Origin of the sequence: Mesotoga sp. UBA6090 (assembly GCF_002435945.1) — a bacterium.
Taxonomy (GTDB): Bacteria; Thermotogota; Thermotogae; order Petrotogales; family Kosmotogaceae; genus Mesotoga.
Genome location: NZ_DIXC01000057.1, coordinates 1 through 24,814 on the forward strand (window position 1 = coordinate 1; position 24,814 = coordinate 24,814).

Genomic DNA, 24,814 nt, shown 5'->3' on the forward strand with positions numbered 1-24,814 from the left:
TCGCCTTCTTGGCACACTGGAACGAGGAACAATCACCTAGTATCCAGATCCTAAGTTAACTTAATGTAAAAAATAGAGTCTGTCACGAGAGAACGGTCCTGCGTGGCCCATCCTCCCTCAAGGGAGGACTTAAAACCTATTAAGTGAAACTAACAGTTTCCTATGGGCGGGTTAATGGTTTGAGACTGATGACCAATGATGTCTTCTAACGCTCTTGCCAGACCCTAGACCTTACACCCCAGAGCCCGCGTCTATGGCTCTTGAAGCGGTCCCGGCCTTACCATGCTCCAAGATCTCAGCTCGGGCGAGATTTCGATTTCCTTTACGACGGAGAATCCAAAGGATTCGTAGAAGGCTAAATTTGACGGATTCTGGGTTTCCAGATAACACTGAAGTCCTCTGGAGTCTGCTTCACGCGTAAGAAGGTTCAAAAGCTGTCTGCCAATACCCTTTCTCTGAGAAGCGAGCGAAACCGCAATGAAGATCAGATGAAGATGGTGTTCTTGTATGCATTCTTTGTGAACCTTCGATACTACCCTGCCGAGCTTCATAAGACGATTAAGTGACCTTGCTGGAAATATCAGCATCTTCAGGGCTCCGCTCCTGATCCATGCTCCAAGGTCGGGATCTTCTTCAGAATCAATCCAAAGAATCATTCCGTTCATATCGGGTGAATCGAAATAGGCATTTCCGTTACCACAATAGGCCTTGAACATGACTCCGTAGATTTTCCTTACGAGTTCCCTTCTCTTTTCGTTAACTACGTATTTGACCATCGGGTCATCGGCAAATGCTTCGGTTAAGATTTCTATCGCACTTGAGTGTTCTCTTGCAGAAATTCCGATCGGTTCGAACATGCTATCACCCTTTCAGCTTGCCACTATGCGCAGCAAAGGGCTTGACTGGCAATAGACCTATATTCTCAGGCAGCACTCGATCGCCGCCCAGAAGACACGCTCCTTGTGACTGGCGGACTCAGGATGGAATCTTCTGTCCCACTCTTCGCCGCTAACGTCGTCTCCCGAGGAAAGCAGCTGTCCAAAGACGACATCTCGGAACTTTGAGACGGCCATGAGGGCGGAAGCCTCCATCTCGACGGTAATACAACCCTCGTCGATTCTCTCCTTGACTATCTTCTTCGTCTCCCTGTAGAAGGCGTCGGTTGTCCAGGTCTTTCCCTTGATATATGGAATCGATGAAGCTTCCAATGCGGCCTCTATCTTCTCTAACACCTCTGCGTCTACAGTGATTTCGTGGGAAGGCTCCAGGTAATGATACGAGGTTCCCTCGTCTCTAATGGCAGACTGAACGACTATGATCTCTCCCCTCGGAATCTCCCTCTTCAGTACTCCACATGAGCCGCAGGCTATTGTCTTTCTAACTCCAAGGGCGATGAGCTCCTCATAAAAGCCTGCCGCCGACGGCGCTCCAAGTCCGGGATTCAAGATCGCGACTTTGACCGCTTTGTACTCTATCTCATAGACGGGATACAGTCCGACCTCGCTTCTCCTGTCACTGATCTTCTTCAGAAGACCCTTCTTCAAGAGACTCTCTATCACACCCTGATAGAAGAGAATAACCGCTCTTTCGGACATCTCGGTGATCGAAGAGATGACCTTCGTCGGTTCGATAACGGCCGGTCTTTCATAATCATGTTCCAGAATAGGTAAACGCTTCTCCATATATGCCCCCTTTACGACAATTTTAGCAGCAAAGAAGAGATCGACAATCCCCAAAGTACCTGACACTTTTGTAACCGAAAGCTTTATTATTGTAATCAGTATGAACTGAGGTGAAATCGTGAAGACAAGGTTGGCTCTGATAGTGGTTCTTCTTATCACAGTTATTTTATCGGCAGCGATGTGAACAATCCCGAAAACAGGTTCAAATTCGAGCTCGACTACGAGATCGGATTTACGGGAGTGATCTTCCACACAATTCAGTTCGGTCAGACGGGAACTGTTCTGAATTATGAGAAAGACGGCGGACAGAATATTCTCTTCCTATATCAAAGGTACACCGCCGGGTTGAGTATCGGCAAACACACTGTTTACTTTCTGTATCAGCCACTCCGGTTCAGTCTAAGGTTCAGCTTAAGAGCGACCTGATAGTCGACGGAGTCACCTTCCCCGCCGGAAGCGGAATCCTCTTGAACTACGGCTTCCCGTTCTAGAGGGTCAGCTACACTTACGACGTCTTGAGAAAGGGCAACAGCTATCTCACCCTCGGCTTGTCCCTTCAGTTGAGAAATGCAGATATCTACTTCGAGTCTCTCGACGGAACGAAATTCGTCGATAACAAGAATGTCGGTCGCGTTCCGATTATCAAGGTGAAGGGCGAGTACTGGCTGAACGAAAAGGCTTACCTAGCAACAGACATCTACCGTTTCTACGCCTCCAGCAGGTTCATTAACGAAGCTGACTTTGACTTCGAGGGATCGGTGCTGGACGCTTCTTTGAGAGCCGGCCTGCTTCTAACGGATTATCTCGAAACCTATTAAATGTACGTTTCATAGGGGGAACCGCTAAGAGCACTTCCGAAAACTCCGACAGCCCCGATGGCTTCACGGACAACAGACTTGCGACCATCGACTTAAGCATAGGATTCCAGCTGAAGTAATAATAACTATGACTATAGAAAAACCGGCCATCGTGGCGGTTCTTTTCTTGAATCCGTAATCTTATTAGGTCTTACTAAAGAACTAACGTTTCGCCGTTTTTTATCTCGATAGAGTTTCCGGGGAGATCGCCGAATTTCTCGACGGGTTCGCTAGAGACTATCCTAACCCCGTCCATCTCGTAAAGAAATAGGGCGTGCTCCGTGTCGTTTTTCTCTGCGTTCTGCCTTATCGCCCAGATGTTTTCATAGTCAGTGAGAAGCGCGTTGATCAACGTGTAGCGGTAGTTCTCCGCCACAAAGGCCGCTGTTATTTCCAGGGCTCTCTTCGTTTCGTATATTTCGAGATTACTGACCAGAAGCTCGAGATATCTCTGGGTATCCGTCGTTCCTTCATCGCTCGCGAAGTCGTATATCGTACCGTTGTGACAGAAGGCGTAGTTTCTCCCCTTGACTGTGGCATAGAAGGGATGGACGTGTTCGAGATTGACGGTGTATCCCTTCGATACCTTTCGAGAATGAATTATCCCGACCCTGCTTGGAGGAAGCCTCTTGTCGCTGTCAAAGATCGCACTAAAACTGTTGTAGGTTTCTCTCGCTTCGCCACGAAGGGCATAGCCCCAGCCGTCACTGTGAGGACTGGAAATGCCTTTCTCAGAGATACCCTTTAGAATGTCTAAAATCCAGTTCGTATCTATGTTCTTATCTGCCTTGAAGGCGATCATTCTGCACATTTTTCAATCCTCTTTCCAGCCGCTTCGGCCATCTTTAGAAAGTACCGGTGAATTCTCAGATCTCCAGTAAGTTCGGGATGGAAGGAGGCTGCCAGCACGTTTCCCTGGCGAACGAGAACCGGCGATCCGTCGTAGCATGTAAGGACTCTAACTTCGCCACCGATCGATTCGATCTTTGGAGCTCTTATGAATACTGCCCTGAATGGTTCGGGGCCGATCTCGTCAATCTGTAGATCGACCTCGAAGCTGTTGATCTGCCTGCCGTAACCGTTTCTCTTGACGCTAATGTCTAGAACGCCAAGAGAGTCCTGATTGACGACGTTCTCAATCTTCCTCGACAGGAGGATCATGCCCGCGCAGGTCGCCAGGACTGGCATTCCACCTTCTATCCTATTCCTGAGGGCTTCCCACATTTCGAATCTCTTCAAGAGCTTGATCATGGTGGTCGACTCTCCACCCGGCATTACCAGCGCATCGACCGAGTCGATCTCCTTCCGGTCTTTCACCCAGGACGGTTCCACTCCTGCCTTTCTGAGAATCGATAGATGTTCCTGTATAGCGCCTTGAATTCCAAGAACCCCGATCTTCAACTCTTACCAGCCTCTTTCTTCCATTCGAACTTCAAGAGTCTCGATCTCGAGGCCGTCCATTGCATCTCCTACGTTCTCGGAGATCTCCGCCAGAGCTTCGGGATTGTCATAATGCAAAACCGCTTCGACGATCGCCTTGGCCATTCTTGCGGGATCCTTTGACTTGAAGATTCCCGAACCTACGAAGACTCCGTCGCAGCCGAGCATCATCATGAGAGCCGCATCGGCCGGTGTAGCCACTCCGCCGGCGGCGAAATTGACGACGGGAAGCCTTCCGAGCTCTCTTACCTGGCTGAGAATCTCGACAGGCGCACCGATTTCCTTTCCGTAGTGGACGAGTTCGGCATCGTTCATCATCTGGACCTTTCTCACTTCTTCGTTGACGGTTCTCATGTGCTTGACTGCCTCGACAATATTGCCCGTACCGGCCTCTCCCTTTGTTCTGATCATCGCGGCGCCCTCGGCGATTCTTCTGACTGCTTCTCCGAGATTTCTCGCTCCACAAACGAAGGGGACGGTGAATATTCTCTTGTCTATGTGATATTTGTCATCTGCAGGTGTAAGAACCTCCGATTCGTCGATGAAGTCAACGCCAATAGCTTCGAGGATCTTCGCTTCGGCGATGTGGCCAATTCTGGCTTTGGCCATTACAGGGACCGTAACAGATTCCATGATCTCTTTGATGAGACCGATTTTCGCCATTCGGGCTACTCCGCCCTCTTTTCGGATATCCGCCGGTACTCTTTCAAGAGCCATTACTGCCGTGGCTCCGGCATCCTGAGCTATCTTTGCCTGCTCGGGATTCGTGACGTCCATGATTACGCCGTTCTTGAACATTTCAGCGAACCCTTTTTTTACTGTCCAGGTTCCCTTTGCTTCCATTTTCAACACCTCTCCTCTTTATCGTTGTTCCAATAGTTACTCGCTACTTTTTCCAATCTCGGAGTCTCTCTCTTCCCTCTTCCGACTTTTGCGCAGGGCCTTCCTTCGACCTCCACGATATCTGCCGTGAAGTCCAGCTTGTTCTTCAGTAGAGACGAACCGACTCCGTAAACATCCGCGGGGACATTCAGCTTTTCAAAGAGATCTATCTTCTCCGCCGTGAAACCGCCCGAGACGACTATCTTTAAATCATTCATTCCGCACCGGTCGAATTCCCTTCTAGCCCTCCAGACAAGTTCGGGACAGACTCCCAGTGAGGAAGCGTCCTTCGGGACGACCGAAACGTCTCTCAAAATGCCAGAAGTATCGAATCTCACGCCCCATATCTTTCCCTTTCCCGGTCCTATAACAACCGAAGGATCGGTCTTGCCAGGTGTGAAGTCCTCACCGGTCTCGGCTTTGTACGTGCGGGCAACGCAATCGACCGTCGTTCCGATCACATCGTTGTCCCAATCTACCAAAATTATTCGATTGACTCCACCGTCTATGTAACGATCGAACTCCATGGCGGCCTCGGCCGTATCTCCGTTATACACTGCAATAAGCGCGTGGGGTATCGTCCCCATACTCTCAACTCCCCAGTAGTCGGCGTTCGCGTCGGTAGAAACGCCGAAGGCACCGGCCTTGAGCGCCGCGTATCCGTCTGTTGCCTGAGTCCAGAAATGGTCGAATCTCGCGCTGAAGAAGAGTATCTCCTTGCCTCTAGCGGCCTTCACGACGGACTTGACGGCAGTCGCAGTTGAAGAAGCTCTCGCTATAACACCCAGCAATATTGTTTCCAGATAAGAGAAATATCTGGGATCGCCTTCTATAGTCATTACCGGTTCCATATCCTTTGCTTCATCACCGTCATATAGAGCGCGAACTTCCAGTTCGGACCACTTGTCGATCCAGAGATCATTAAGCTTCATCTTAAGATCCCATTTTCGAGCGGTCAGTTCCACCAGTGCCCGACGGTCCATCTCCCAGGCTGCGTGGTTGACCTCCTTCTCAATCTCGAGTACCTCTTCGAAGAGCCTCTTCGCCTCTCCTTCATTCGAGTAATAACCGGTCCCAAAGCGAAGAATGGCAAGCGCTTCGTCAATTCCCACTATTGTCGCGTCTCTCCTCGGGAAGAGCTGGTATAGCACCCTTGACTTCTTTTCTGCCTTCTTGAGGACTTCGACGAGTCTCGTGAAGTATTTGTCAGAATAGTAGCCGGCTCTCATCTTGTCAATCGGTACTTTGAAAACCCTCGGGTCGATTCTGCACTTGTCCACGGAGCGCCCCCTTCCTATACCCTGATTCGCGAGCAAAAATTCCGGAAAAAACGTATCCGGTATCCGATTATATAATAATAGACGACTTTCGACTCTTGAACCCGGCTGATCTTTGCCAAACGGACCGGTCCAAAAAACAAACCGGCCGCAAGGCCGGCAGAGAAGATGATTCTTCTATATCCAGTCGATAGAGATCTTCGACATATCTGACTTTACGTTGATCTGGCAGGTAGTCACGGCCCTGTCGATATTGGTCGAGACGTATCCCTTTTCTCTCTCCATAAGATTGTTGAAGTTACTCCAGTTCAACTCCCCTTCATGAACAATACTAAGTCCAACATCTTTTGGTGCCCTGATGTTCAGGGAAGTAACTTCGCAGTCAATATCGATTATTGAGTCACGCCGTTCAGAAGGGATTATTGACAGCCTGGACAATGAGGTCTTAATTGTAGCCCTATCTAGATTGAGACTCGAAAAGTCAAGAACTGTATCAGCTCCATCAAGTGTAGCCTCAACCCTGAGAATGGGCTCAGCGTTGATCTCAAGGTTCATTCTTGATTTGGACATAACACTTGAAACCCCGGATTTTGCCTTGCACTTCGCCTTCAAAACGCCTTTAGCCTTATCCATATCGTATTTCAGATCTCCATTGAAACTCAGCTTATCGAAACTTACATTTGCGTCGATACCGTTTGAAGTGTTGTCCATCATTAGTACCTTTGTTAGGTTTGCCTCGAGTTCTATTTCGAGCTCATCAAACTCCTTCGGTCTCGAGATGTTTAGGACCTGTCTCGTGGAGCTTTGTGTTTTTCCTAGCTTAAAGCTTTTTCTGAAAAGGGTAACTATGCCCCAACCAACGATATACGATCCAATCATGGCCACTATGAGCTCCCAGAAGCCCCAGCCCCTGAAGCCCTTGATAACATTCCACCCAATCAAAAGGTCGGTGACAAGAATCGCACCGAAGATGAGACTGCCCATATATTCCGCCTTGAATCTTATGAATATCTTAAATCCCTGGTAGAGGAATACAATGGCAAAGAAAATCTCTATTGCGAAAGCAAAGCTAGGAATTATGTGAGTAACCGACAGAATGATCAATATCCCCAGAAAAATCGCGAAAAGTGCTCCAAATTTCATTGCTAATCACCTTCTTTCTTTTCTCTGGTCAATTTAGGTTCTTCAGGAGTATCAACTTTCTCCGGAGACTCCTGAAGCTCTTTGCTTTCTGTATCTTCCTCCTTCATCACTACATCTATGGAGTCCTTAAGCTTCTTCAGCTCTTCATCAACTTCGAGCATCTCTTCTATTTCCTTCTCAGAATAGCCTAGAACTCCTAACATCTCCAGGGCGTACTCCTTTGTCAGCTTGCCTTCCTTGAAAAGTCTCAGTATCTTCTTAGTCTCCTGATCCTGGAGATTCTCTTCAACCACAGCGGCTCGGTCGGACCTCTTCTCTTCTGAAGAAGCAGGAGAAGATTCGACCTTGACCTCTTTTGCGGGCGCTCCTCTGTACTTGGCACTTATTAGGAGATCACCAGATACGCTGCTCATCTTAAGATACTCCTGTGGTTCGCCATTTCCATATCTATAGTGCTTCTTGTCGACCTTCACCAGTCCCATGTCAGAGGAAACATCCCCACTAACCGAGGAAATCGTCGCATCGAACCTGGGTTCACCTGAATATGAGATTATTGCATCCCCGCTCACCGTTGACACACTCGTGTCTCTTTCCATCGGAGGAATTCCTTTAATGCTCAGATCACCCGATACTGATCCGAATTTGCCTCTTCGGTAATTCGATGCAACAAAAGTCAGATCTCCACTTACCGTACTTAAGCTAAACTCATTCATTGAACAGTTCTCAATCTTCACGTCACCGCTAACGTTGTTTATCTTCAGACTCCTCAGATCGAAGTCTGTGATATTGACATCACCGGAAGCGTTGTTTGCATCGAGCTCTTGAATGTTCTTCGGGACAAGAAGCCTTATGCTCTTTACATCGGCCCCACCGTCATATAGATTTTTTATAAAAGGAATATTGATGCTAGTACCCTTCTGGAATCTTATCGTAAGCTTCTTTCCTGACCTTTCGGCTTCAGGAACATAATCATTCGAATCCACTTCAACAAATGCGACCACGTTTCCTTCTTCAACAAGGTCGATCTGAAGATCCGCGCTAGCTGAGGTAACCTTCAAGATTTCAATACCGGCGCTTTCGAATTCAAACTTTTTCTCCACGACCATACCCCCTCATTCCTCTACCTTTATCGTTACTCTCTTGTCCTCGGTTTCTATTTCAACCGACTCTCTAGTCTTGATTACCTCGTCAAGCACTTCCTTCAGATTGTAATCAACTACTCTGCCACCGATTCTAAAATTCGCGTCCTTTTCTTTCACGAAGTTTCCTACAAACCTTGCCAACCTAACGGGTAGCTTAATATTCGCTTCCACTTTTCCGGTGAAGTTATCCACAACCTCTATGATAAACTTCCTTCCAGATCTTTCTTCTGCATATGATTCGATAAATTCTTCAAGAAGATCCCTTCCTTGCTCAGGAGAGATCTTGCCGTCGGCTATAAGCTTCAAGATCTTCAAGACTTCTTCTCTATCCATATAAAACCACCTACTTCTTTTTTCTAACTCTTCTTAGCATCTCAAGAGCTTCGTCGGGCTGCAGTTCCCCAGATTCAAGTTTCTCGAGAATTCTGGAAGCCTCTTCTCTGTCTTTGTCGACAACCTGGTATCCCATTGCTCTCACAATATCCTCGAGTCTATTTCTGGCTGTAGGATAGGAAATGTCCAGCTCCTTCTGAACCTCAGAAAGGTTGCCTCGATTCTTTATGAAAGTCTTCAGGTAATCGAGCTGCTCGGCAGACAGCTTCATGATATCGTCAAGCTCAAATCTTCCCCTAATCGTTGTTCCACAACTATCGCACTTGTACTCTGTGATTGTCATTTTCCCCCCACAGACGGGACAGTTGCTTAATGAGTATTTCATCGGTCCACCTCCAAAACATAAGTTGAACAAATATCGTCTTCGACTATGTTCATTATACAACTTCCAACTCGAAAAGTCAAATGTAACCTTAAATATATTTAGGTCCACATCAATTTATTGCACTAAGAACCAATCTTTTTAGTTGTGAATTTTCGGTAGACGGAGGCTACGTTCTCGTTTTTCCTCATTCGGAGAGGCTTTAGATGGAATGAAGATCTGAAAGGCGTCTAAGTAACAGATTTGCCAGCGGTCTTTTGGGGTCGAGATGGAGAGTGGATAGGTAGATTGAATCATCTACCATATCGATATAACCGTAGAAATCGGTGAGCCATCCATAGACAACACCGGAAAGCCTTCTGCTGTAGCCCAAGCTGCTTATCATTGGCCTATCTTCTATTAGACTGCGATGACATCTCCTGAATAATCCACCGGGAAATACGTCGAAGAGCTGTTTCGAGTTCCAGAAGATTCCCGTTATCCAGTCGCCCGAGAGCAAATCATCCTTCGCAACAGTTGACGCTTTGTATCCTTTGTGTTCAAAGGAAGCGCCCGGTTTGTCCAGCACAACAACCGATTTTCTGTCAATCGGTTTCTGTAGTCTGAAATGAGGATTACTGATGATCGTGATCTCGGCAATCTCTTTGCGGGAAAGAACAGCGTGGAGCGTTGCAATACACTTATCTAGCGAAACTTCAATCTTAAGCAGCCCCTCGCTGAACCTGTCCGTCTCCAGAGATACTCTTACCGTGTCGCCCTTCTCCCCAGATACTGGCTTCTCTTGGATCTCTTCTCCAATCTTTATCCTGAGCGTTTCTCTCTTAATATCCCTTAGGAGAAAGATTCTGAGGATTGCCTCTTCTCCAATCCATAATTCTTCTTCATCCAGAAGAGCAACGAAAAGGTCGTTGTCTAGAATTGCTCGCATTCTTTCCGGATTGACCTTGAAGTTTCTATCGAAGTCAAGGAGACCGTTGCATTCCCAGAAGACGTCGCTCAGTTCCGTTATGACGAATCCCCTTATATTCTCATGAAGTCTCATCTTGTCGATTTCAATATTTAGGTTTTCCTCCTGGTTTTCAACGGAGATTTCGAAAAGCTCTCGATAACTGTATTCCTTCGATATCTCGCTATTGTTGAATCTCTTTAAAGCCCCTTCCGGTTTCGTCATAGGGACATCATTAAATATATGATTGAACCAGTATGGTTTTTCTTTCTTTCGCAGCCAGATTTCGGGTGGCAACGACCAGTTCCCAAATTCAGAAACGACAAGGGGCCTTCCTTCTGCATTATCTTTGAATTCTCCGATGTAGAAGCTCTCGGGGTTTTCCGAGTAAAGTTCGATAGACGAATTCCATTGATCCTGTCTGTCGATGGAGCTTACGTAAAAGTGGTAGTCGTTCAGATCGCTCTTCATATGGTAGTTTCCCATACAGGCAGAGTTGTCTATCCAGACGATACCTGGGAACCTATCCTTGAATCTCTCATACGCTTCGATTAGCCATTTCGCCTGATGTGGATCTGTCTGATCTATTCCCCAGGACTCGTTGATAATCGAATAGAGACAAAGCGATGGGTGGTGAGAATCTCTTCTCACGGCACCGTCGATTAATTCCAGAAGCTCTTCGCTTCCCTCATCAGAAAAGAGATCAAAGTGCGGCGCATCCTGCCAGACGATCAAACCAACCTCATCTGCAATATCCATATATTTGGGATCAGGAACCTTCACATGATGCCTGATCGTGTTGATACCGATTCCCTTCAGTTTTACAAAACTCTCCCTTAAAAAATGCTCTGAAGGGATCGTGTAAAGGGTTTCGGGATAGAAATCTTGATCGAGAACCGCTTTCATGTAGAAGTCGCGGCCATTCAGAAAGAGCTTCCCGTTTTCGGCTACGAAGTCTCTGAACCCAACCCTCCTCTCGATGACATCTCTGCTCTTCACTGCTTCAACAGTAATTACAAGTCTGTAGAGATTGGGAGTTTCAGGAGACCAGGGAAGGCAGCTGGGAAGGCTAAGCGAAATACTCTTGTCCCCGCTTATCTCTGACGCCAGAAGCCGGTTTGATTTGTCGAATACCTCTATGCATGCTCGATCGAATTCTTCATTTGTGGTGAACGCGACCTCCAGGCTCCTCTTGAGATACGATGTGTCAACTCTCAGCCCACTTACGTGGACCGGGGGTCTTTCTTCTATCCACACTCCTTGCCAGATGCCCGAGATATTCGTGTACCAGTTTGGATCTCCATTCTGCTTTCCGTGAGGAATACGTCTGAAGTCAATCTTCCTATCGTCTATGGGATCGAAGACAAGAACCTGGAGTTTATTGCGCGATGACAGTACTCTGGATATGTCGAATTCAAAAGGCAGGTACCCTCCCCGATGGCTGCCCAACTCGGAACCGTTCAGAAAGACTCTGCAAAGATAGTCTATTGCTCCAAACATTAGTATCGTACTGCAGTCCGAATTCCCTTCATATTCAAATTCCCTTTCGAAATACATATATCTCTGAGAGGATGTGACTTCGGGATACTTGCTCTCAACACACCCGGGGATCTCAATAGTCTTTGTCGGCACAATTTCGCTAACATCATCTGGTTCATTTTCAAGAATTTCGAACAACCAATTCCCGCCAAGATCTTTCCTTCTTCTCATATTTCATTACCCGCTTTCTAATGTCTGCCATAAATAATCTTCGAGAATACTATTCTTCGCCTCGCAAGTCGTTCCTCATGACAGCTGCAAGTTCTCCTGTAGATCTCCTGAACTGCCTGGAGGGGTCCATCTTGAGATTGACGAAACCCATGGTTTCTACATACTTCTCCACAGGCTCGGATCCGTAACGATAATCCCAGTTTATCAGATCTATTGCGGGAAACCACGTGTATCCTCTCAGGTCTATCCCTCTATCTGTCAGATTTTCTACGAGTGTGAGCGACTCTCTCCACCAGAGAATCTGATGATCTGGCTCTCCGTTTATGCTTGTTTCCGTAAGGAATATCGGACCACCGTATCTCTCGTGATAACTTAAAATCAGTTTCTCGAGATAATCTGTCCCACCATAAAATGGTGTAGTTCGTACCTTCCCCATTTCTTTCGAGACTTTGAAGACACTCAGTTGTGGATAGTAATTGACCCCGAATCCGTCGACTGTTATTTTGTTTTCTGTGAACCAGTCGAGATCTTCACTTCCAACTCCGTTACTGTACAGGTAATCGAAAAGACAATGCTTAGTATCTACCTTCCCCTGTATAAGATCATAGGTCAAATATCTCATTTCATTCACCTTCTTCACTTCCTCTTGCAGTTCTCGATCGGCCGAAAAGAAGATGCCCGACGCTTCAACGTGAAGGGCGTATTTGTCCGGTAGTTCTCTCTTTATGGACGAGACTGATTTCATTATCCCTTTTGCCGTCGAGATGAGCAGTTTTACAAATCCGTCGTCTCCACTCAAATAAGGAGGCCAGAGTGACAGGCGGCCGCAGAATTCCTGGGTAATGAATGGTTCATTCATGGGGGTGAAGAGATCAATTGACTTCTTATACCTTTCAAGAACCTCCAACTCATAATCAGCCATGTAATCCGGAAAACAGCTGTTGAGAAAACCATTGTCCATCCAGTGGGGTGTACCGTAGTGAATGAAGTCTACTATCGGGATAAGGCCCCTCTCACCCATGAAATCAAAGACTCTGTCGGTCCATGAGAAATCAAATCTCCCTTTTTCGGGATTCACCGTATACCAGGGAATTCCATACCTAACATACTTGAACCCCGTATCTGCGATAATCTCCAGATCTTTTTCCCAGTTCGAGTAATGTTGTGTGAGTTCGTACTCATCCAGCGATCTGGCCGAAGTCCTATCCGTCTTAGTCACAAATGTGTCTTCAATTCCCGCTATCCACATGAAGTCCTTTTTCATCATACTCACCCGACTCGCTAATGATAATCTTCTGTTTTTAGCCGTATACATTGCAATGTTTAATACACTCTAATGTGAGAGATTCTGTCTTTTTCTTTCTTAAACTCAAAAAATGGCTTTGATCTCTGCCCTAGTTCAGGATGCTATCCTGTAAATCTTGTATGCAAAACTGGATCGATCTACCGATAGCTCCAGAGAGAAGTCATCTGTTGAATCAAACTCATAAGAGCCTAAAATGTAAGAATCCACATCCCCTTCGTAGTTGTCGCTCCAAATCTCAAGTAAGTAAGTTCCCTCATCAAAAGCAGAAGATTCAATAGCTACATTTCCAATTGTCTCTTTGGAAGCGACCCATCCAATAGCCGAGGTAAGATCTTCAAAATTGTTCCCGCTGCATGTATGAAATACATCTTTATCTGAACTAATTATGATTTCGTTATCAAGATTGATTCCCGAAAAATCGAGCCAGTCGATTCCTTCGGACTCTATAAACTGTGAGATCGGTTTCAGAACCTGGAGCAGATAATCAGGCATAAGGTGGGGAGAAGTATAGGGCCACCGCATTCCTATTCCCGTACCTCCCGAAGCAAGGTGGGCCCAGGAAAAGGCCTTATAACAGGCTGTATCGAATCTGGAGGGTTGAGGCCATCGATCTATGGGTCCGCTCTCGCTGTCCATGAATGGAATAGAATCATTAAAGAGATAATTGTGGTAATTTATGTTCATTACGACGTCTTCGGCGATCTTCATGGGATCCTTCGGATCTTTTATCGTGTCAAAATAGAAATGTGTAGTGAAGAAATCAATGTGATCGAATCTGTAGAGCTTTCCGGACAGAATACCCGTAAGGGCAGGTTTCGCAGTCGAGACTGCCAGGAGATGAGTTTCTCCGTAGAGATCTCTCTCCAGCGCCCTTATGAAAGTCGAGATCTCTTCGATCCATCTTCTCGCTTCATTGCCAACTGAGTAATCTGCCTTATAGAAGATATGACCGTACCATAACTCAATTTCGTTGTTTAGCTCCCATGCAAGAATCTGCTCGCTGGCTCCATATCTTTCGATCATGAATTTAAATCTGGCCTTCTGCCATTCCAGCGCTTCTTCATCTGTAAGAAACTCGGCCATTGTAGATATCGGGCCGCCGTTGTCGGCGTTGTAAGGATTTACATCCCAGTTTTCATACATCCAGAAAGGGTCCCAGGGCGTTATTATAAGGTAAATGTTGTACTTCTCGGCAAGAGAGATTATGTTGTCCCATATACCTATTACGGTGTCGTTGTATGTTCCGAGCGGTGACTCGAAAAGTGATAGGCCAGACCTGTCCTGTGCATATTCGAACATGATTCTCAGTGTATTCACTCCATAGTAGGAGAGCTTCTCGAAGTACTCTTCGGCGGCCTTCCTGTTTCCATAGCTCAGAGAAATTAGTGAGGGCCAGGTTATTGCGTCATTGAATCCCACCGGAACAATCGCTCTTCCGTTGTGTTCGAAATACTTCCCAGCAGGTGATATCTTGACAAACGAAGCTATTCCGCTGAAAGCCACCGCCGAGAATAGGAAAATCACGAATAGTCTCTTCATGAGCATTACTCCTTTACTCCACCGCTTATGTCTATTCCTTTAATGTAATACCTCTGTACCAGGAGGAATATCAGTATTGAGGGAACAGCAACAAAGAGAGCGCCGGCCATCAGAGGGCCGTACTGTGTAACGTACTTCCCCTGAAGTGTCGAGATTCCTACCGGCATGGTCCTCTTCTCAGGAGAGTAAAGAACGACAAGCGCCCATAAGTAGTCGTTCCAGTTGGACATGAAGTTCATTACCCATAGAATAATTATTGATTCTTTCGCAAGGGGCGCTATAATGTAAAGGATTCGCTGCCTGATGTTTGCCCCGTCTATTATCGAAGCCTCTTCGATTTCTCTCGGAATGCTTATGAAGAACTGCCTCAAGAGAAAGATTCCAAAAGTGGAAGCCAGACCCGGAACGATTATCGCGATGAGGTTGTCAGTCCATCCAAAGGCTTCTACCGTAGTATAGTTGGGAAGAAAGTGAATCATCCCAGGTACCGCCATAGAAACCAGCATCAGCTTGAAATAAGTATCTCTGAATCTGAATTTCAACCTTGCAAGAGCAAAGGCGGCAAGAATCCCCACAAACACTGAAAGGCTTGCGTAGCTCACGGCTGCGATCACACTGTTCAAGAACCACCGAAAAACCGGAGTATCGTGAGGATGTGACAGAACCTCTTTAAAGTTAGAAATCGTAAGGTTTTTTGGCAAGAAGTCGGGTGGCCAGGCCAGTATCTGGGCTTCAGTTCTGAATGCGGTCAGGAAAGTCCAGTAAAGTGGGAAAAGGAATATGAGAGAGATCAGTAAAGCAACTATGTTTATTCCAAAACCTCTTCTCCTCATCGCCGGTCCTCCATGCTACTTCTTGTGAAGAGATAGTACTGGAGGAAGGTTACGGAAACTACTATCACTCCTGTGATTAATGACATGGCTGTTGCGTAACCCATTCTCGGCCTCGAAGGATTGAATGCCTCTCCATAAATGTGGAGCATTATCGGAATCGTCTCCCTCCCAGGACCCCCACCAGTCATCAGCTGAGGTTGAGCAAACAATCCGAATCCGGCAAGTACCTGAGTTATGACTACAAACATCATCACTTGCTTGAGACCGGGAAGCGTTACATAGAGAAACCTTTGAATTGAATTTGCCCCATCGACTTTGGCAGAATCATACAGTGAATCGGGAATCTTTTTGAGCCCGCCCAGAAGGATCACGGTGTTCCAGCCTACTGTCCACCATACTGTCGCGATGACAATAGAAAACCAAACCCAGGGTAGATCTGTGAGCCAGGGGACTTTGCCGATGCCGAAGAAACTCAGAACGTAGTTCAGCAGGCCGGAGTGATTGTTCAGTATCCATCTCCACATTACAGCCACGACGGTTACGGAGAGCGCCGTAGGAACGAAAGTCGCCGTAAGATGCAGGCCCTTTGCCTTCAGCTTCTTGCTATTTAGCATAAGAGCCAGCCCGGTTGCGACAAAAACAAGCACGGGCACAGAATAGATAACGAACTGAACGGTTACCCATATTGCCTTCCAGAAGTATTCCGATCTGTACCCACTGAAATCGAAGATTTTCCCGTAATTGTCCAACCCGACATACTTTATCATGCCTTGAAACAATCCCCACTCTGTGAGGCTCATATAAACACTTTTGAATAACGGGAAAATGAAGAACACGCCAAAGAACACAGCATGGGGCAGAATGAGAATATATGGAACAACCTTCTTTGTTCTCAAGAGAACCTCCTTGATGAATGTCCCTTCCGGAAAAACCTCTCCGGAAGGGACATAAGGTTCATTTAGTCTTGAAGAATTTCGTTGCTTATTCTTTCCGCGTTGCTAAGAGCTTGTTCAACCGTTTTTTGTCCCAAAATGGTAAGGTTCAACGCTTCCCATATCGGTCCTGTAGCATCGCCGTACTTTGGGAAGAAAGGTGGGAAAACAACGTATTCAGCACCTTTGGCAATTGTGCTGTGATAGGGCAAAGACTGGAACTCCGGACTATTCTGAACAGAGATGTTAGCGGGAATCTGGCCTGCAAGTGCCCATTCGTAGCTGTGATTGCTTATCCAGCTTATAAACTTGGCAGCGGCCTCAGTTCTTTCTTTGTCCTGTTTTCTCTGTTTGTAGATGACCATAGTGTGGGAACCGGCCCAGTTTGCCGGCCTTTCAGACCCTAATTGTGGGACCGATCCGGCACCGAAATTCAGTCCTTCAACTTTCATGTAGTCAGTCAGCATCCAGATTCCGTTGAATTCCATTGCGCAGGTACCTCTCTTGAAAGCGTCGATGTCTGCGTCGACCTGTACCTTTTCTGGCGAAACCTTGTGCTTGAAAACAAGATCCACCAAGAACTGCATTGCATCGATTCCGGCAGGACTATTGAAGGCGGCCTTCGTCAAATCCTCGTTGAACAGCACTCCCCCATTGGAGAAGAAGGCAGAAAACCATATGAAGTAGTTAGGCCAACCTACTGGAATCATTGTGCCCCACTGGTCGATTGTTCCATCTCCGTTAGTGTCCTTAGTAAGAAGCTTTGCGGCCTCAACGAATTCATCTCGAGTCGTCGGAGGATTCTCGGGATCGAGACCGGCCTCTTCGAAAAGGTCCTTGTTCCAGTAGAAGACGAGAGGATGAACATCAAGTGGTATTCCGTACACACTTGAGTCTACATGAACGGCATCCCAAACCGAAGAGACTATGTCTCCCTCTTTCATGTTCATGATCTCAAGGTACTCATCCAAAGGTAGAAGCATTCCCTGACTCACAAAACTTCTGATGTTGTCCACATGGGCAATACCAACATCCGGTCCCTTTCCGCTCGCAAGTGCTATGGGCACCTTTGTATTATAGTCCGCCCATAGCATGGTGCTCATGTTTACCTGAATCTCATCCTTGTGTTCTTCGTTGAACTTGTCGACAAGTTCCTGCATGAAACTACCGTCGGGCCCTGTAAAACCCGTCCAGTATTCGAGAGTGACTAATCCAAAAGCAGAGACTGAGAATAAAAGTAAGGCTGACAATGAGAAAACAAACAGCTTCTTCACAAAAAACCCCTCCCTTGTTCGGTTATTCCTACCCAGAGTCCCTAACTCTGAGAACAGGTTTCTGCACATATATCTTCTCTCTAATTTTCTTGCCTTTGATCATCTTGATTAGCATCTCGGTACTGGTTCTTCCAAGCCAATCCTTATCAAGCGCAACGCTAGTAAGCTTTGGACATACATAAACCGAATAGGGTATGTCGTCATATCCGACCACCGCGATCTCTTCCGGAACTCTTATACTCTTAGAACGTAGTAGGGCGATTATCTCCAGAGCATACATGTCGTTGTAGGCGAATACTGCATCGCAAGCACCGCCGGATTCAAGATACTCTAGAACAGCCTTCCCGGCGTTTTCCGGAGAAGATTTGAGTTCGATGGCCGAATTTGCCAGCTCAGTCGAGTATTCCTGCAGCGCCTTTCTGTAGCCGAGACTTCTTCCCCGGGTAGGGAAGATATTCATATCCGGTTGAACTGTGATGACATTTGAGCGCCCCGATTCCAACAAGTGTCGCGTTGCGATGTACCCCCCAAGTTCCTCATCATTATAGACTTCACAGAAACCGCTCTTCTCGAAGTGCCTACCGACTATTACAAAAGGTACCTTGATGCCATCCATCTCGACAGGCTTCGTATCATCGACAGGAGCGATCAGGATTCCGTCTACTCCCTTATTCTGCAAGAATTCGATCGCAAAGACCTGTTCCTCGTAATCGGCAGCAGTATTCACAAGAAGAAGGTGGAATCCATGCTTCTTAGCTTCTCTCTCCATACCCTTAACGACTTCCGCATAAAAAGGGTTCGTATTGTCATCGATTATTACTCCGAGCAACCCAAGCACCTTTCCCTTTAGCGCCTTTGCCATCATGTTTGGCGTGTAACCAAGTTCCCTGGCTCTGTTTTTAACCTTCTCTCTCGTCTTCTCATCAACATCCTCTTTATCATTCAAGGCTCGAGAAACCGTTGATACTGAAAGCTCAAGTGACTTTGCAACATCCTTTATGGTGATTCTAGCCATTCGGGGCACCTCCAAATTCACCAACGATGCCGCAAACGTTTGCGGAAACGTTTGCATTTATTCTAACATCTTAGTAACTTAGGTCCAAAACAATTCTAGAACGATTATCGGCGTTCTTGGATATCTATGGTCGAATAATGCAGAATGACTCGGTTATTCTGTTAATATCTTGTGATGGTAGTCTCTAGTAAGGCAAAACGTAGAAAAACATCATCATGAGAAAAGTGAGATTACCGAGCATGACCAGAATATGCCATAGTTCATGATTCCCAAATTTCCCTGGAAATGGATTCGGTTTCTCTCTAATGAAAATCACTGCACCAACCGTATAAAAAACGCCGCCGAGAAGAAGCATCAAGATGGCCGAAAGCCCCAGCCTTATGTACACGCTGTAGACCAAGGCGAGCGACAGCCATCCCATTGAGAGATAGCCCGCCATCGATAGCCAGAGAGGCATTGTCGAAAAGAATAAAGACTTCAGTGCCACATTCAGGAAGGCAAGGCCCCAGATTACTCCAAAAACAGTCCAGCCAACCCAGCCTCCAACAACAACCAGACAAAATGGCGTATAGGTGCCGGCTATAAGCAAGTATATCGCGCTGTGGTCGAGGATCGCGAAGACCTTGTAGTACTTTCTGAACCACAGGAAGAAGTGAAGAAGACCGCTCAAGGTCATTGAGACAACTACAGTCGTCCCGTATATGGCGAAACTTACAAGATGTAACCATTTGCCCTGAATTGCAGAGAAAACTATCAAGAGCACCAGTCCAGCAAGTCCAAGGACCGCTGCAACTATGTGACTAATCGCATTGAATCCTTCATTTGAGTTCTCGCTTGAGACCATAGGGTCGACTCTTCGGCCTTCAATTGTACTCATGGAAAATCCTTTCTGGAAAAGTATTTTATCTTCTATTATAGCCCATTCCATACTTCGCTACGGGGAAGCAATATTCTTCACGAGCATTCTGTAACGTTGCATCAAAAAGCAGCTACTCGAAATACGCGTGGAGAAAATCGGATGAAACGCGAGTCGAGAAATCAAGAGAACAGATATGAAAAAATCAATTCACTTTTGCTAGAAGCCTTGAAGAAAAGCAGACGGGCATGATGTCAAGCTATTCATATGGACTGTCATGAAGTCTGTTGGGTATCAAAGAAACCAAATTAAGAAGATTGATGAATCTACGAATAGCGAGCCGCGGCTTTTACTGCTTCAATCAGGTTTGAGGGATCGGCAATTCCCCTTCCGGCTATGTCGAAGGCCGTCCCGTGATCTACGGAAGTCCTCAGAATCGGCATTCCCAGGGTTATCGAGACCGTCCTCTCGAAATCGAGGGTCTTAGTTGCAATGTGTCCCTGATCATGATACATAGAGATAATGGCGGAGAAAGCACCCTTCCTCGCCATATTGAAGATCGAATCGGCACCTACTGGGCCAACAACTTCTATGCCCTTCTTTCTTGCAAGCTCGACTGCCGGGATGATTTCTTCGATCTCTTCTCTTCCGAAGAGACCTCCTTCGCCCCCATGAGGGTTAAGAGCAGCTACACCGATCGGCTTCGTCCGCTGTATACCCAGCTGTTTCAGAGCCACTTCGCATCTGAGTATATAGTTGTAGACCCTGTCTTTCTTCACCATTCTGCAGGCATTTATGAGCGATACGTGCCTGGATAGGAAGAAAACTCTCATCTCTCCCGCGATTTCGAACATCGTCAGGGGATCTATTGTCTCCGTCAGGGCGCCGAGAATCTCGGTGTGCCCCGCGTAAGGTATTCCTGCAGCCTTGATCGAAAGCTTGTTTATCGGGGCGGTTGTGATTGCAGATATCCTCCCCTCTTCCGCCAGCTCAACCGCCTTCCTGAGATATTCAAAAGCCGCTCTTCCGCAGACTCTATCGACTTTTCCATATTCCGGAAGTCTATCCGGCGTTCCCATGTCGACCAAAGAGAGAGTTCCGGGAGAGAATTCCGTCTGATCGGTTATCTCGGAGACTGTCTCTATCTTCATGCCGAGATGGTTTCTGTCTATTTCTCTTTGAAGAGTCCTGAGTTCGCCAATCACTATCGGCCTGCAGATCTCGAAGATTTCCCTATTGGCGATGGCCTTCGACACGATTTCCGGCCCAATCCCCGCAGGATCACCAACGGGGATGGCTATTGCCGGCTTCTCTGATATCCTTTCCGGTAGAACCGGCTGCTCCATAGGTTTCAGAATCAAACACTACCTCCCAGATGTCTCCTAGTCCGAAGCCCTTTCACTCTCCGAATACTTCCGTCCTGATTCTCGTCATATACCAGCTGAAAAGGTCCACGCAGATTTCGGCGGCCAGCTTGTTCTTCTCAGAGGCGGCGGCAAAGAGCTTCGTTCCTACCGAAGAAATGAAGTCAAACCCGCAGCATCTTCCCTCTTTATTCAAGTCTTTCGCAATATCCATCATTCTTTCGAAATCATCCGTGACAAGCGCCTCATTTAGGTACTCGACATCTCTGTGTCTCATCAACAGGAAGTTATCAACAGTACTTTCCATACTGGCCTCAATGGTTACGGTAACTCTTTCCATCTGCCACCTCCAAGAGACAATGCAGTGATCACGAAATTCCGGTTGACGGGATCATCTGATGTCGTGTTTTACTACTCTTATTATGATTCTATCTGATTAGTCTGATTTCATGAAGTCAATTTCCCACCTAAACCACACTCTTGAACAAGTAGTCTCAATTTAGCCCGGGATTTATGGATGTTCTTGTGTGAAGCTTTTCTGATATTGTCTCAGTATAAGTAGTTTGTTTGCGCGGGAAATGGAATTTTGCAGGATTGATCTCTTTTGTCTTGCATTGAGGCCGGCATAGTGCTGAATTCTGGCAATGAGCTCTACTGATCTTGCCTGTGCAATGGTTTTCGGAGTTTTATTTTGGATTGGTACATATTGTATAATCATACTAACAATATAGGCATAAGTTTTTGTTCTTCTACGTTTTCTATGAACGGCAAGCGCGGTCTTTACCGGATTTTGTTTGATCTGTGATATGTCTATTGTGTTATACCGTAAGATGTTCTCAATTTTATTTTGTAGGAGGGGAAAGTATGAAGAAACTCTTGTTACTGACTTTGGTCGTGATCATTGCCGTAAGCGCCTTTTCCGGCAAAGTCACAATCTGGAGCTGGCGAACTCAGGACGCTCAGGTATGGAAAGAAGTCGAAGCGGCCTTGAAGAGCAAAGGTCTCGACATCACGATCGAATACACGGCCTTCGCACCGACGGAATACGACTCGAAGGTCGCCCTTGCTCTCCAGACCGGCGAAGGTCCGGATATCGTTTACTCCAGAAGACTTCCCGGAGGAAGAACTCAGGTTCTGATCGAGAATGGCCTTTACCTGCCAGTCGACGAGTTTACGGATATGTCCAACTTCCCGCAGGCCGCTCTAAACTCAGTTACCTGGGAAGACAAGGTTTACGGAGTTCCCTTTGCAGTGCAGGTAGTTGGAATATTCTACAACAAAGACTTTTACGAAGAATTCGGACTAGAGGAACCTGCAACATGGGATGAATTAGTCGCCAACGCTGAAGTTATCAAGAACAAGGGAATCACACCTTTCTTCCTTTATGGGAAGGAAGCGTGGGCACTCACAATGCAGCACGCAATGTGTGGTGTCAGCATTCTTGGACCCGACTGGATAAAGGCTCTGACAGACGGCGAAACCAACTTCCTCGATCCCAAGTTCACCGATCTCAACAGGAGGCTCAACGATCTGAAGATTTATTATCAGGACGGTTTCATGGGAAACACGACGGTCGATCAGGACGCTGCCTTCGCGTTTGGTCAGGCAGCGATGGTATTCTATGGCGCCTGGGGTTACCAGACATGGAAAGATCTAAATCCCGATCTCAATGTCGGATATTTCATGGTTCCACCACTCACCGAGGACCAGACACCCTATGCCTACACTTATCTCGACGGAGCCATAGCATTGACATCTAATGTCAAGAACCTCGAGGACTCCAAAGAGATACTCAAGTTCTGCGCCACACCTGAATTCGGTACGATTTTCGCCGGAATCACTTACAATATTCCTGCCGTCGTAGGCGCAAAAATCCCACCGGATCCTCTACTGGAAGAAGTTCTAGCTGTCTACAACAACAACGCTTCCCCATGGGTCTATTGGGTAGGATCTGTCTTCACAACACAGAAGCCTTCTCTGTATGACGACGTTCTCAGCCCGGGAATGCAAGCTCTTTACGCAGGCCAGCTTACCCCCGAAGGACTCTCACAGATGGCTCAGGATGCAATATCTCAGTGGTACCCGCCTTTGATGAATCAGTAAACGACAGATTTCTTCTCTTCCCCGCCGACTGGCGGGGAAGAGTTCATTGAGGAGAACGAAGATGCAGATTAAACTTAGATACCTTCTTGTTTTCATCTTACCTGCCCTGATTCTGTACTCTGTGTTTATAATATACCCACTGATCGACAGCCTCATACTGAGCTTCTTCAGCTGGTCGGGAGTGGGGGCGAGGACCTTCGTCGGTTTAAAGAACTTCCGGACGCTTTTTACTGGAAGCTTTTCCAAAGAGTTGTTCAACGCCTTCTTCCACAATGTCTACTTCTTCATAATGCTAACGATTCTCGAACTTGGACTGGGCTTTTTAATTGCTTTAATGCTGGCAAGCAAGATAAAGGGAGCTGGAGCATTCAGAGTAGTAACGTACATACCGAACATGATACCTCTAGTTCTTGTTGGATTTATGTGGGTTCTCTTCCTGAATCCTCAGGCAGGACTGGTAAACCAGTTCTTGAGAACTATTGGACTGGGGAGTTTGGCCCAACCCTGGTTAGGTCAGGCAAACACAGCTCTTACAACGATAATTCTTGTAAATGTGTGGCGAAACCTTGGGTTTTATGTACTCGTTATTCTTGCAGCGATACTTGATATATCGCCAGAATTAATAGAGGCCGCTTATATTGATGGCGCAAACAACTGGAAGATTACGTGGAGAATAATATTCCCACTAACATTTTCCACTTTCAGAACACTAGCGATTCTCATTTTCATCTGGAGTTTCAATATATTCGACATGGTATATGCTCTGGAAGGCGTGCAGGCTGGTCCATACAGATCTACGGACGTTCTCGGGACGCTTTTCTACAGGACGGCCTTCGGGGGGCTTGGTAGCGGGGCTGTTGATATGGGGCTGGGAGCTTCGGTAACGGTCTTTATTTTTACCATAGTCATGCCCGTCTCGATACTGTATGTCTACATCGTCGAGAAGAGACAAAGGAGTGCATGAAGCATGCTGAAGCTTAGCCTTTTCGGAAAAATCGTAGTTTACTTCCTTCTGGTCGTTTACTGTTTGATCATTCTAGTTCCGTTTTTCATTATGATCATGAACTCTCTTAAGTCAATGAGAGAGATCTATTTGCAACCGTTTTCATTCCCGTCGAAAGTCCTGTTCGAAAACTATTCGAAGGCATGGCAGCAGGCCGGAATAGGGACGGGTTACAAGAACAGTCTGATTGTTGCCGGTACTTCTGTCATTGGAATTGTAATTGTCTCCTCGATGTTTGCCTATGCGATTTCCAAGTACACCTTCAGGGGAAGGAGATTTCTTTTCATATACTCGATGCTGGGTCTAGCCTTTCCTGCAAGGCTCGCAATAATTCCGATATTCATACTGCTTAGAAACTTCCATCTCACGAACTCTCTAGTTGGACTGATAATAATCTACACCTCCGTCAATATTCCGTTCTCTGTCTTCCTTCTCAAGAATTTCATTGACGGAGTCCCTAACGAGCTTTCAGAAGCTGCAAGAATCGACGGAGCTTCTCCGATGCAGATTTACTGGAGGATTATTCTTCCTCTGGTCAAGCCGGCTCTGTCGATAGTCTCGATCGTCAGCTTCGTCAACGTATGGAACGACTTCTTCTTCCCGCTTATTTTCATCACGGATAGATCGAAGGCGACAATTACTCTGGCCGTTTCGATCTTCTTCGGGGAGTATGTGAACCAGTGGCACTTGTTGTTCTCGGGGCTTACGCTGGCCGTCGCTCCAACGATAATACTCTTCCTGTTGTTCTCGAGGCAGTTCATAACGGGCATGACTCAGGGAGCAATAAAGTAAGGT

24 protein-coding genes are annotated in these 24,814 nt (G+C 46.7%); 4 read left to right on the forward strand and 20 right to left on the reverse strand.

The genetic code is table 11. The annotated features are described in order from the left end of the window. Window positions 1–251: 251 nt before the first annotated feature. Window positions 252–857 carry a GNAT family N-acetyltransferase gene (locus B3K42_RS08600; RefSeq protein ID WP_110991174.1) on the reverse strand — a complete coding sequence of 202 codons (606 nt, stop codon included), beginning with the start codon at window positions 855–857 and terminating at the stop codon, window positions 252–254. Window positions 858–914: 57 nt separating this feature from the next. Continuing rightward, entirely contained in the window at window positions 915–1,934 is a 1,020-nt protein-coding gene (locus B3K42_RS08605; protein ID WP_258367476.1) for a nucleoside phosphorylase, read from the reverse strand. A gap of 308 nt (window positions 1,935–2,242) precedes the next feature. Here B3K42_RS08605 and B3K42_RS08610 point away from each other — a divergent pair, with 308 nt between their 5' ends. Then, window positions 2,243–2,500, forward strand: coding sequence for a hypothetical protein (locus tag B3K42_RS08610; RefSeq protein WP_258367473.1), 258 nt, complete (start codon window positions 2,243–2,245; stop codon window positions 2,498–2,500). Between the two features lie 193 nt (window positions 2,501–2,693). On the opposite strand, the gene B3K42_RS08615 is transcribed toward B3K42_RS08610, so the two are convergent. From B3K42_RS08615 to B3K42_RS08700, 18 genes are all read right to left on the reverse strand, one after another. Continuing rightward, on the reverse strand, window positions 2,694–3,350 hold the full coding sequence (locus tag B3K42_RS08615; RefSeq protein WP_110991173.1) for a class II glutamine amidotransferase: 657 nt from the start codon (window positions 3,348–3,350) through the stop codon (window positions 2,694–2,696). Then, window positions 3,338–3,940 carry a pyridoxal 5'-phosphate synthase glutaminase subunit PdxT gene (pdxT, locus tag B3K42_RS08620; protein WP_110991172.1) on the reverse strand — a complete coding sequence of 201 codons (603 nt, stop codon included), beginning with the start codon at window positions 3,938–3,940 and terminating at the stop codon, window positions 3,338–3,340. The genes B3K42_RS08615 and pdxT overlap by 13 nt, the downstream gene beginning before the upstream one ends. Before the next feature lie 3 nt (window positions 3,941–3,943). After that, window positions 3,944–4,822, reverse strand: a complete 879-nt coding sequence (gene pdxS / locus B3K42_RS08625; RefSeq protein ID WP_110991171.1) for a pyridoxal 5'-phosphate synthase lyase subunit PdxS — start codon at window positions 4,820–4,822, stop codon at window positions 3,944–3,946. 2 nt (window positions 4,823–4,824) lie between these two features. Next, window positions 4,825–6,090, reverse strand: a complete 1,266-nt coding sequence (locus B3K42_RS08630; RefSeq protein WP_181419134.1) for a nicotinate phosphoribosyltransferase — start codon at window positions 6,088–6,090, stop codon at window positions 4,825–4,827. A 225-nt stretch (window positions 6,091–6,315) separates the two neighbouring features. Beyond that, entirely contained in the window at window positions 6,316–7,281 is a 966-nt protein-coding gene (locus B3K42_RS08635; protein ID WP_110991169.1) for a hypothetical protein, read from the reverse strand. A gap of 2 nt (window positions 7,282–7,283) precedes the next feature. Next, window positions 7,284–8,387, reverse strand: coding sequence for a DUF4097 family beta strand repeat-containing protein (locus B3K42_RS08640; RefSeq protein WP_110991168.1), 1,104 nt, complete (start codon window positions 8,385–8,387; stop codon window positions 7,284–7,286). A 6-nt stretch (window positions 8,388–8,393) separates the two neighbouring features. Next, window positions 8,394–8,756, reverse strand: a complete 363-nt coding sequence (locus tag B3K42_RS08645; protein ID WP_110991167.1) for an SHOCT-like domain-containing protein — start codon at window positions 8,754–8,756, stop codon at window positions 8,394–8,396. Between the two features lie 10 nt (window positions 8,757–8,766). Next, window positions 8,767–9,141 (reverse strand): DUF2089 domain-containing protein, encoded by a 375-nt coding sequence (locus B3K42_RS08650; RefSeq protein ID WP_110991166.1) that lies wholly within the window; start codon window positions 9,139–9,141, stop codon window positions 8,767–8,769. Between the two features lie 199 nt (window positions 9,142–9,340). Next, on the reverse strand, window positions 9,341–11,794 hold the full coding sequence (locus B3K42_RS08655; protein WP_110991165.1) for a glycoside hydrolase family 2 protein: 2,454 nt from the start codon (window positions 11,792–11,794) through the stop codon (window positions 9,341–9,343). A 49-nt stretch (window positions 11,795–11,843) separates the two neighbouring features. After that, window positions 11,844–13,058 carry a family 1 glycosylhydrolase gene (locus tag B3K42_RS08660; protein WP_292598303.1) on the reverse strand — a complete coding sequence of 405 codons (1,215 nt, stop codon included), beginning with the start codon at window positions 13,056–13,058 and terminating at the stop codon, window positions 11,844–11,846. Window positions 13,059–13,193: 135 nt separating this feature from the next. After that, on the reverse strand, window positions 13,194–14,639 hold the full coding sequence (locus tag B3K42_RS08665) for a cellulase family glycosylhydrolase (RefSeq protein WP_181419127.1): 1,446 nt from the start codon (window positions 14,637–14,639) through the stop codon (window positions 13,194–13,196). A 5-nt stretch (window positions 14,640–14,644) separates the two neighbouring features. Continuing rightward, window positions 14,645–15,472, reverse strand: a complete 828-nt coding sequence (locus tag B3K42_RS08670; RefSeq protein WP_292598306.1) for a carbohydrate ABC transporter permease — start codon at window positions 15,470–15,472, stop codon at window positions 14,645–14,647. Continuing rightward, window positions 15,469–16,368 carry a carbohydrate ABC transporter permease gene (locus B3K42_RS08675; protein WP_292598308.1) on the reverse strand — a complete coding sequence of 300 codons (900 nt, stop codon included), beginning with the start codon at window positions 16,366–16,368 and terminating at the stop codon, window positions 15,469–15,471. The genes B3K42_RS08670 and B3K42_RS08675 overlap by 4 nt, the downstream gene beginning before the upstream one ends. Window positions 16,369–16,430: 62 nt before the next feature. Continuing rightward, the gene (locus tag B3K42_RS08680) at window positions 16,431–17,678 is read right to left on the reverse strand and encodes an ABC transporter substrate-binding protein (protein ID WP_292598310.1); all 1,248 of its coding nucleotides are present in this window, start codon (window positions 17,676–17,678) and stop codon (window positions 16,431–16,433) included. Between the two features lie 28 nt (window positions 17,679–17,706). After that, complete coding sequence (locus B3K42_RS08685) at window positions 17,707–18,693, reverse strand: LacI family DNA-binding transcriptional regulator (protein WP_292598312.1); 987 nt, start codon at window positions 18,691–18,693, stop codon at window positions 17,707–17,709. A gap of 184 nt (window positions 18,694–18,877) precedes the next feature. Then, a complete protein-coding gene (trhA, locus tag B3K42_RS08690; RefSeq protein WP_292598314.1) occupies window positions 18,878–19,570 on the reverse strand; it encodes a PAQR family membrane homeostasis protein TrhA in 693 nt (230 codons plus the stop codon). A 305-nt stretch (window positions 19,571–19,875) separates the two neighbouring features. Continuing rightward, window positions 19,876–20,910 carry a 4-hydroxythreonine-4-phosphate dehydrogenase PdxA gene (gene pdxA / locus B3K42_RS08695; RefSeq protein ID WP_292598315.1) on the reverse strand — a complete coding sequence of 345 codons (1,035 nt, stop codon included), beginning with the start codon at window positions 20,908–20,910 and terminating at the stop codon, window positions 19,876–19,878. Window positions 20,911–20,947: 37 nt separating this feature from the next. Beyond that, window positions 20,948–21,253 carry a cytoplasmic protein gene (locus B3K42_RS08700; protein WP_292598317.1) on the reverse strand — a complete coding sequence of 102 codons (306 nt, stop codon included), beginning with the start codon at window positions 21,251–21,253 and terminating at the stop codon, window positions 20,948–20,950. A gap of 524 nt (window positions 21,254–21,777) precedes the next feature. Here B3K42_RS08700 and B3K42_RS08705 point away from each other — a divergent pair. The 3 genes from B3K42_RS08705 (at window position 21,778) to B3K42_RS08715 (ending at window position 24,811) form a co-directional block, all read left to right on the forward strand. After that, complete coding sequence (locus tag B3K42_RS08705; protein WP_292598319.1) at window positions 21,778–23,016, forward strand: ABC transporter substrate-binding protein; 1,239 nt, start codon at window positions 21,778–21,780, stop codon at window positions 23,014–23,016. Window positions 23,017–23,077: 61 nt separating this feature from the next. Next, entirely contained in the window at window positions 23,078–23,980 is a 903-nt protein-coding gene (locus tag B3K42_RS08710; RefSeq protein ID WP_292598321.1) for a carbohydrate ABC transporter permease, read from the forward strand. Window positions 23,981–23,983: 3 nt separating this feature from the next. Continuing rightward, on the forward strand, window positions 23,984–24,811 hold the full coding sequence (locus B3K42_RS08715) for a carbohydrate ABC transporter permease (protein ID WP_292598322.1): 828 nt from the start codon (window positions 23,984–23,986) through the stop codon (window positions 24,809–24,811). Window positions 24,812–24,814 lie beyond the last annotated feature (3 nt).

Coding starts and splice junctions, on each gene's coding strand:
- B3K42_RS08715 (WP_292598322.1), top strand. CDS start 23,984: ATGCTGAAGCTTAGCCTTTTCGGAAAAATCGTAGTTTACTTCCTTCTG.
- B3K42_RS08655 (WP_110991165.1), bottom strand. CDS start 11,794: ATGAGAAGAAGGAAAGATCTTGGCGGGAATTGGTTGTTCGAAATTCTT.
- B3K42_RS08705 (WP_292598319.1), top strand. CDS start 21,778: ATGAAGAAACTCTTGTTACTGACTTTGGTCGTGATCATTGCCGTAAGC.
- B3K42_RS08630 (WP_181419134.1), bottom strand. CDS start 6,090: ATGAGAGCCGGCTACTATTCTGACAAATACTTCACGAGACTCGTCGAA.
- B3K42_RS08700 (WP_292598317.1), bottom strand. CDS start 21,253: ATGGAAAGAGTTACCGTAACCATTGAGGCCAGTATGGAAAGTACTGTT.
- B3K42_RS08665 (WP_181419127.1), bottom strand. CDS start 14,639: ATGAAGAGACTATTCGTGATTTTCCTATTCTCGGCGGTGGCTTTCAGC.
- B3K42_RS08615 (WP_110991173.1), bottom strand. CDS start 3,350: ATGTGCAGAATGATCGCCTTCAAGGCAGATAAGAACATAGATACGAAC.
- B3K42_RS08635 (WP_110991169.1), bottom strand. CDS start 7,281: ATGAAATTTGGAGCACTTTTCGCGATTTTTCTGGGGATATTGATCATT.
- B3K42_RS08650 (WP_110991166.1), bottom strand. CDS start 9,141: ATGAAATACTCATTAAGCAACTGTCCCGTCTGTGGGGGGAAAATGACA.
- B3K42_RS08660 (WP_292598303.1), bottom strand. CDS start 13,058: ATGAAAAAGGACTTCATGTGGATAGCGGGAATTGAAGACACATTTGTG.
- trhA (WP_292598314.1), bottom strand. CDS start 19,570: ATGAGTACAATTGAAGGCCGAAGAGTCGACCCTATGGTCTCAAGCGAG.
- B3K42_RS08670 (WP_292598306.1), bottom strand. CDS start 15,472: ATGAGGAGAAGAGGTTTTGGAATAAACATAGTTGCTTTACTGATCTCT.
- B3K42_RS08640 (WP_110991168.1), bottom strand. CDS start 8,387: ATGGTCGTGGAGAAAAAGTTTGAATTCGAAAGCGCCGGTATTGAAATC.
- B3K42_RS08645 (WP_110991167.1), bottom strand. CDS start 8,756: ATGGATAGAGAAGAAGTCTTGAAGATCTTGAAGCTTATAGCCGACGGC.
- B3K42_RS08710 (WP_292598321.1), top strand. CDS start 23,078: ATGCAGATTAAACTTAGATACCTTCTTGTTTTCATCTTACCTGCCCTG.
- pdxS (WP_110991171.1), bottom strand. CDS start 4,822: ATGGAAGCAAAGGGAACCTGGACAGTAAAAAAAGGGTTCGCTGAAATG.
- B3K42_RS08600 (WP_110991174.1), bottom strand. CDS start 857: ATGTTCGAACCGATCGGAATTTCTGCAAGAGAACACTCAAGTGCGATA.
- B3K42_RS08685 (WP_292598312.1), bottom strand. CDS start 18,693: ATGGCTAGAATCACCATAAAGGATGTTGCAAAGTCACTTGAGCTTTCA.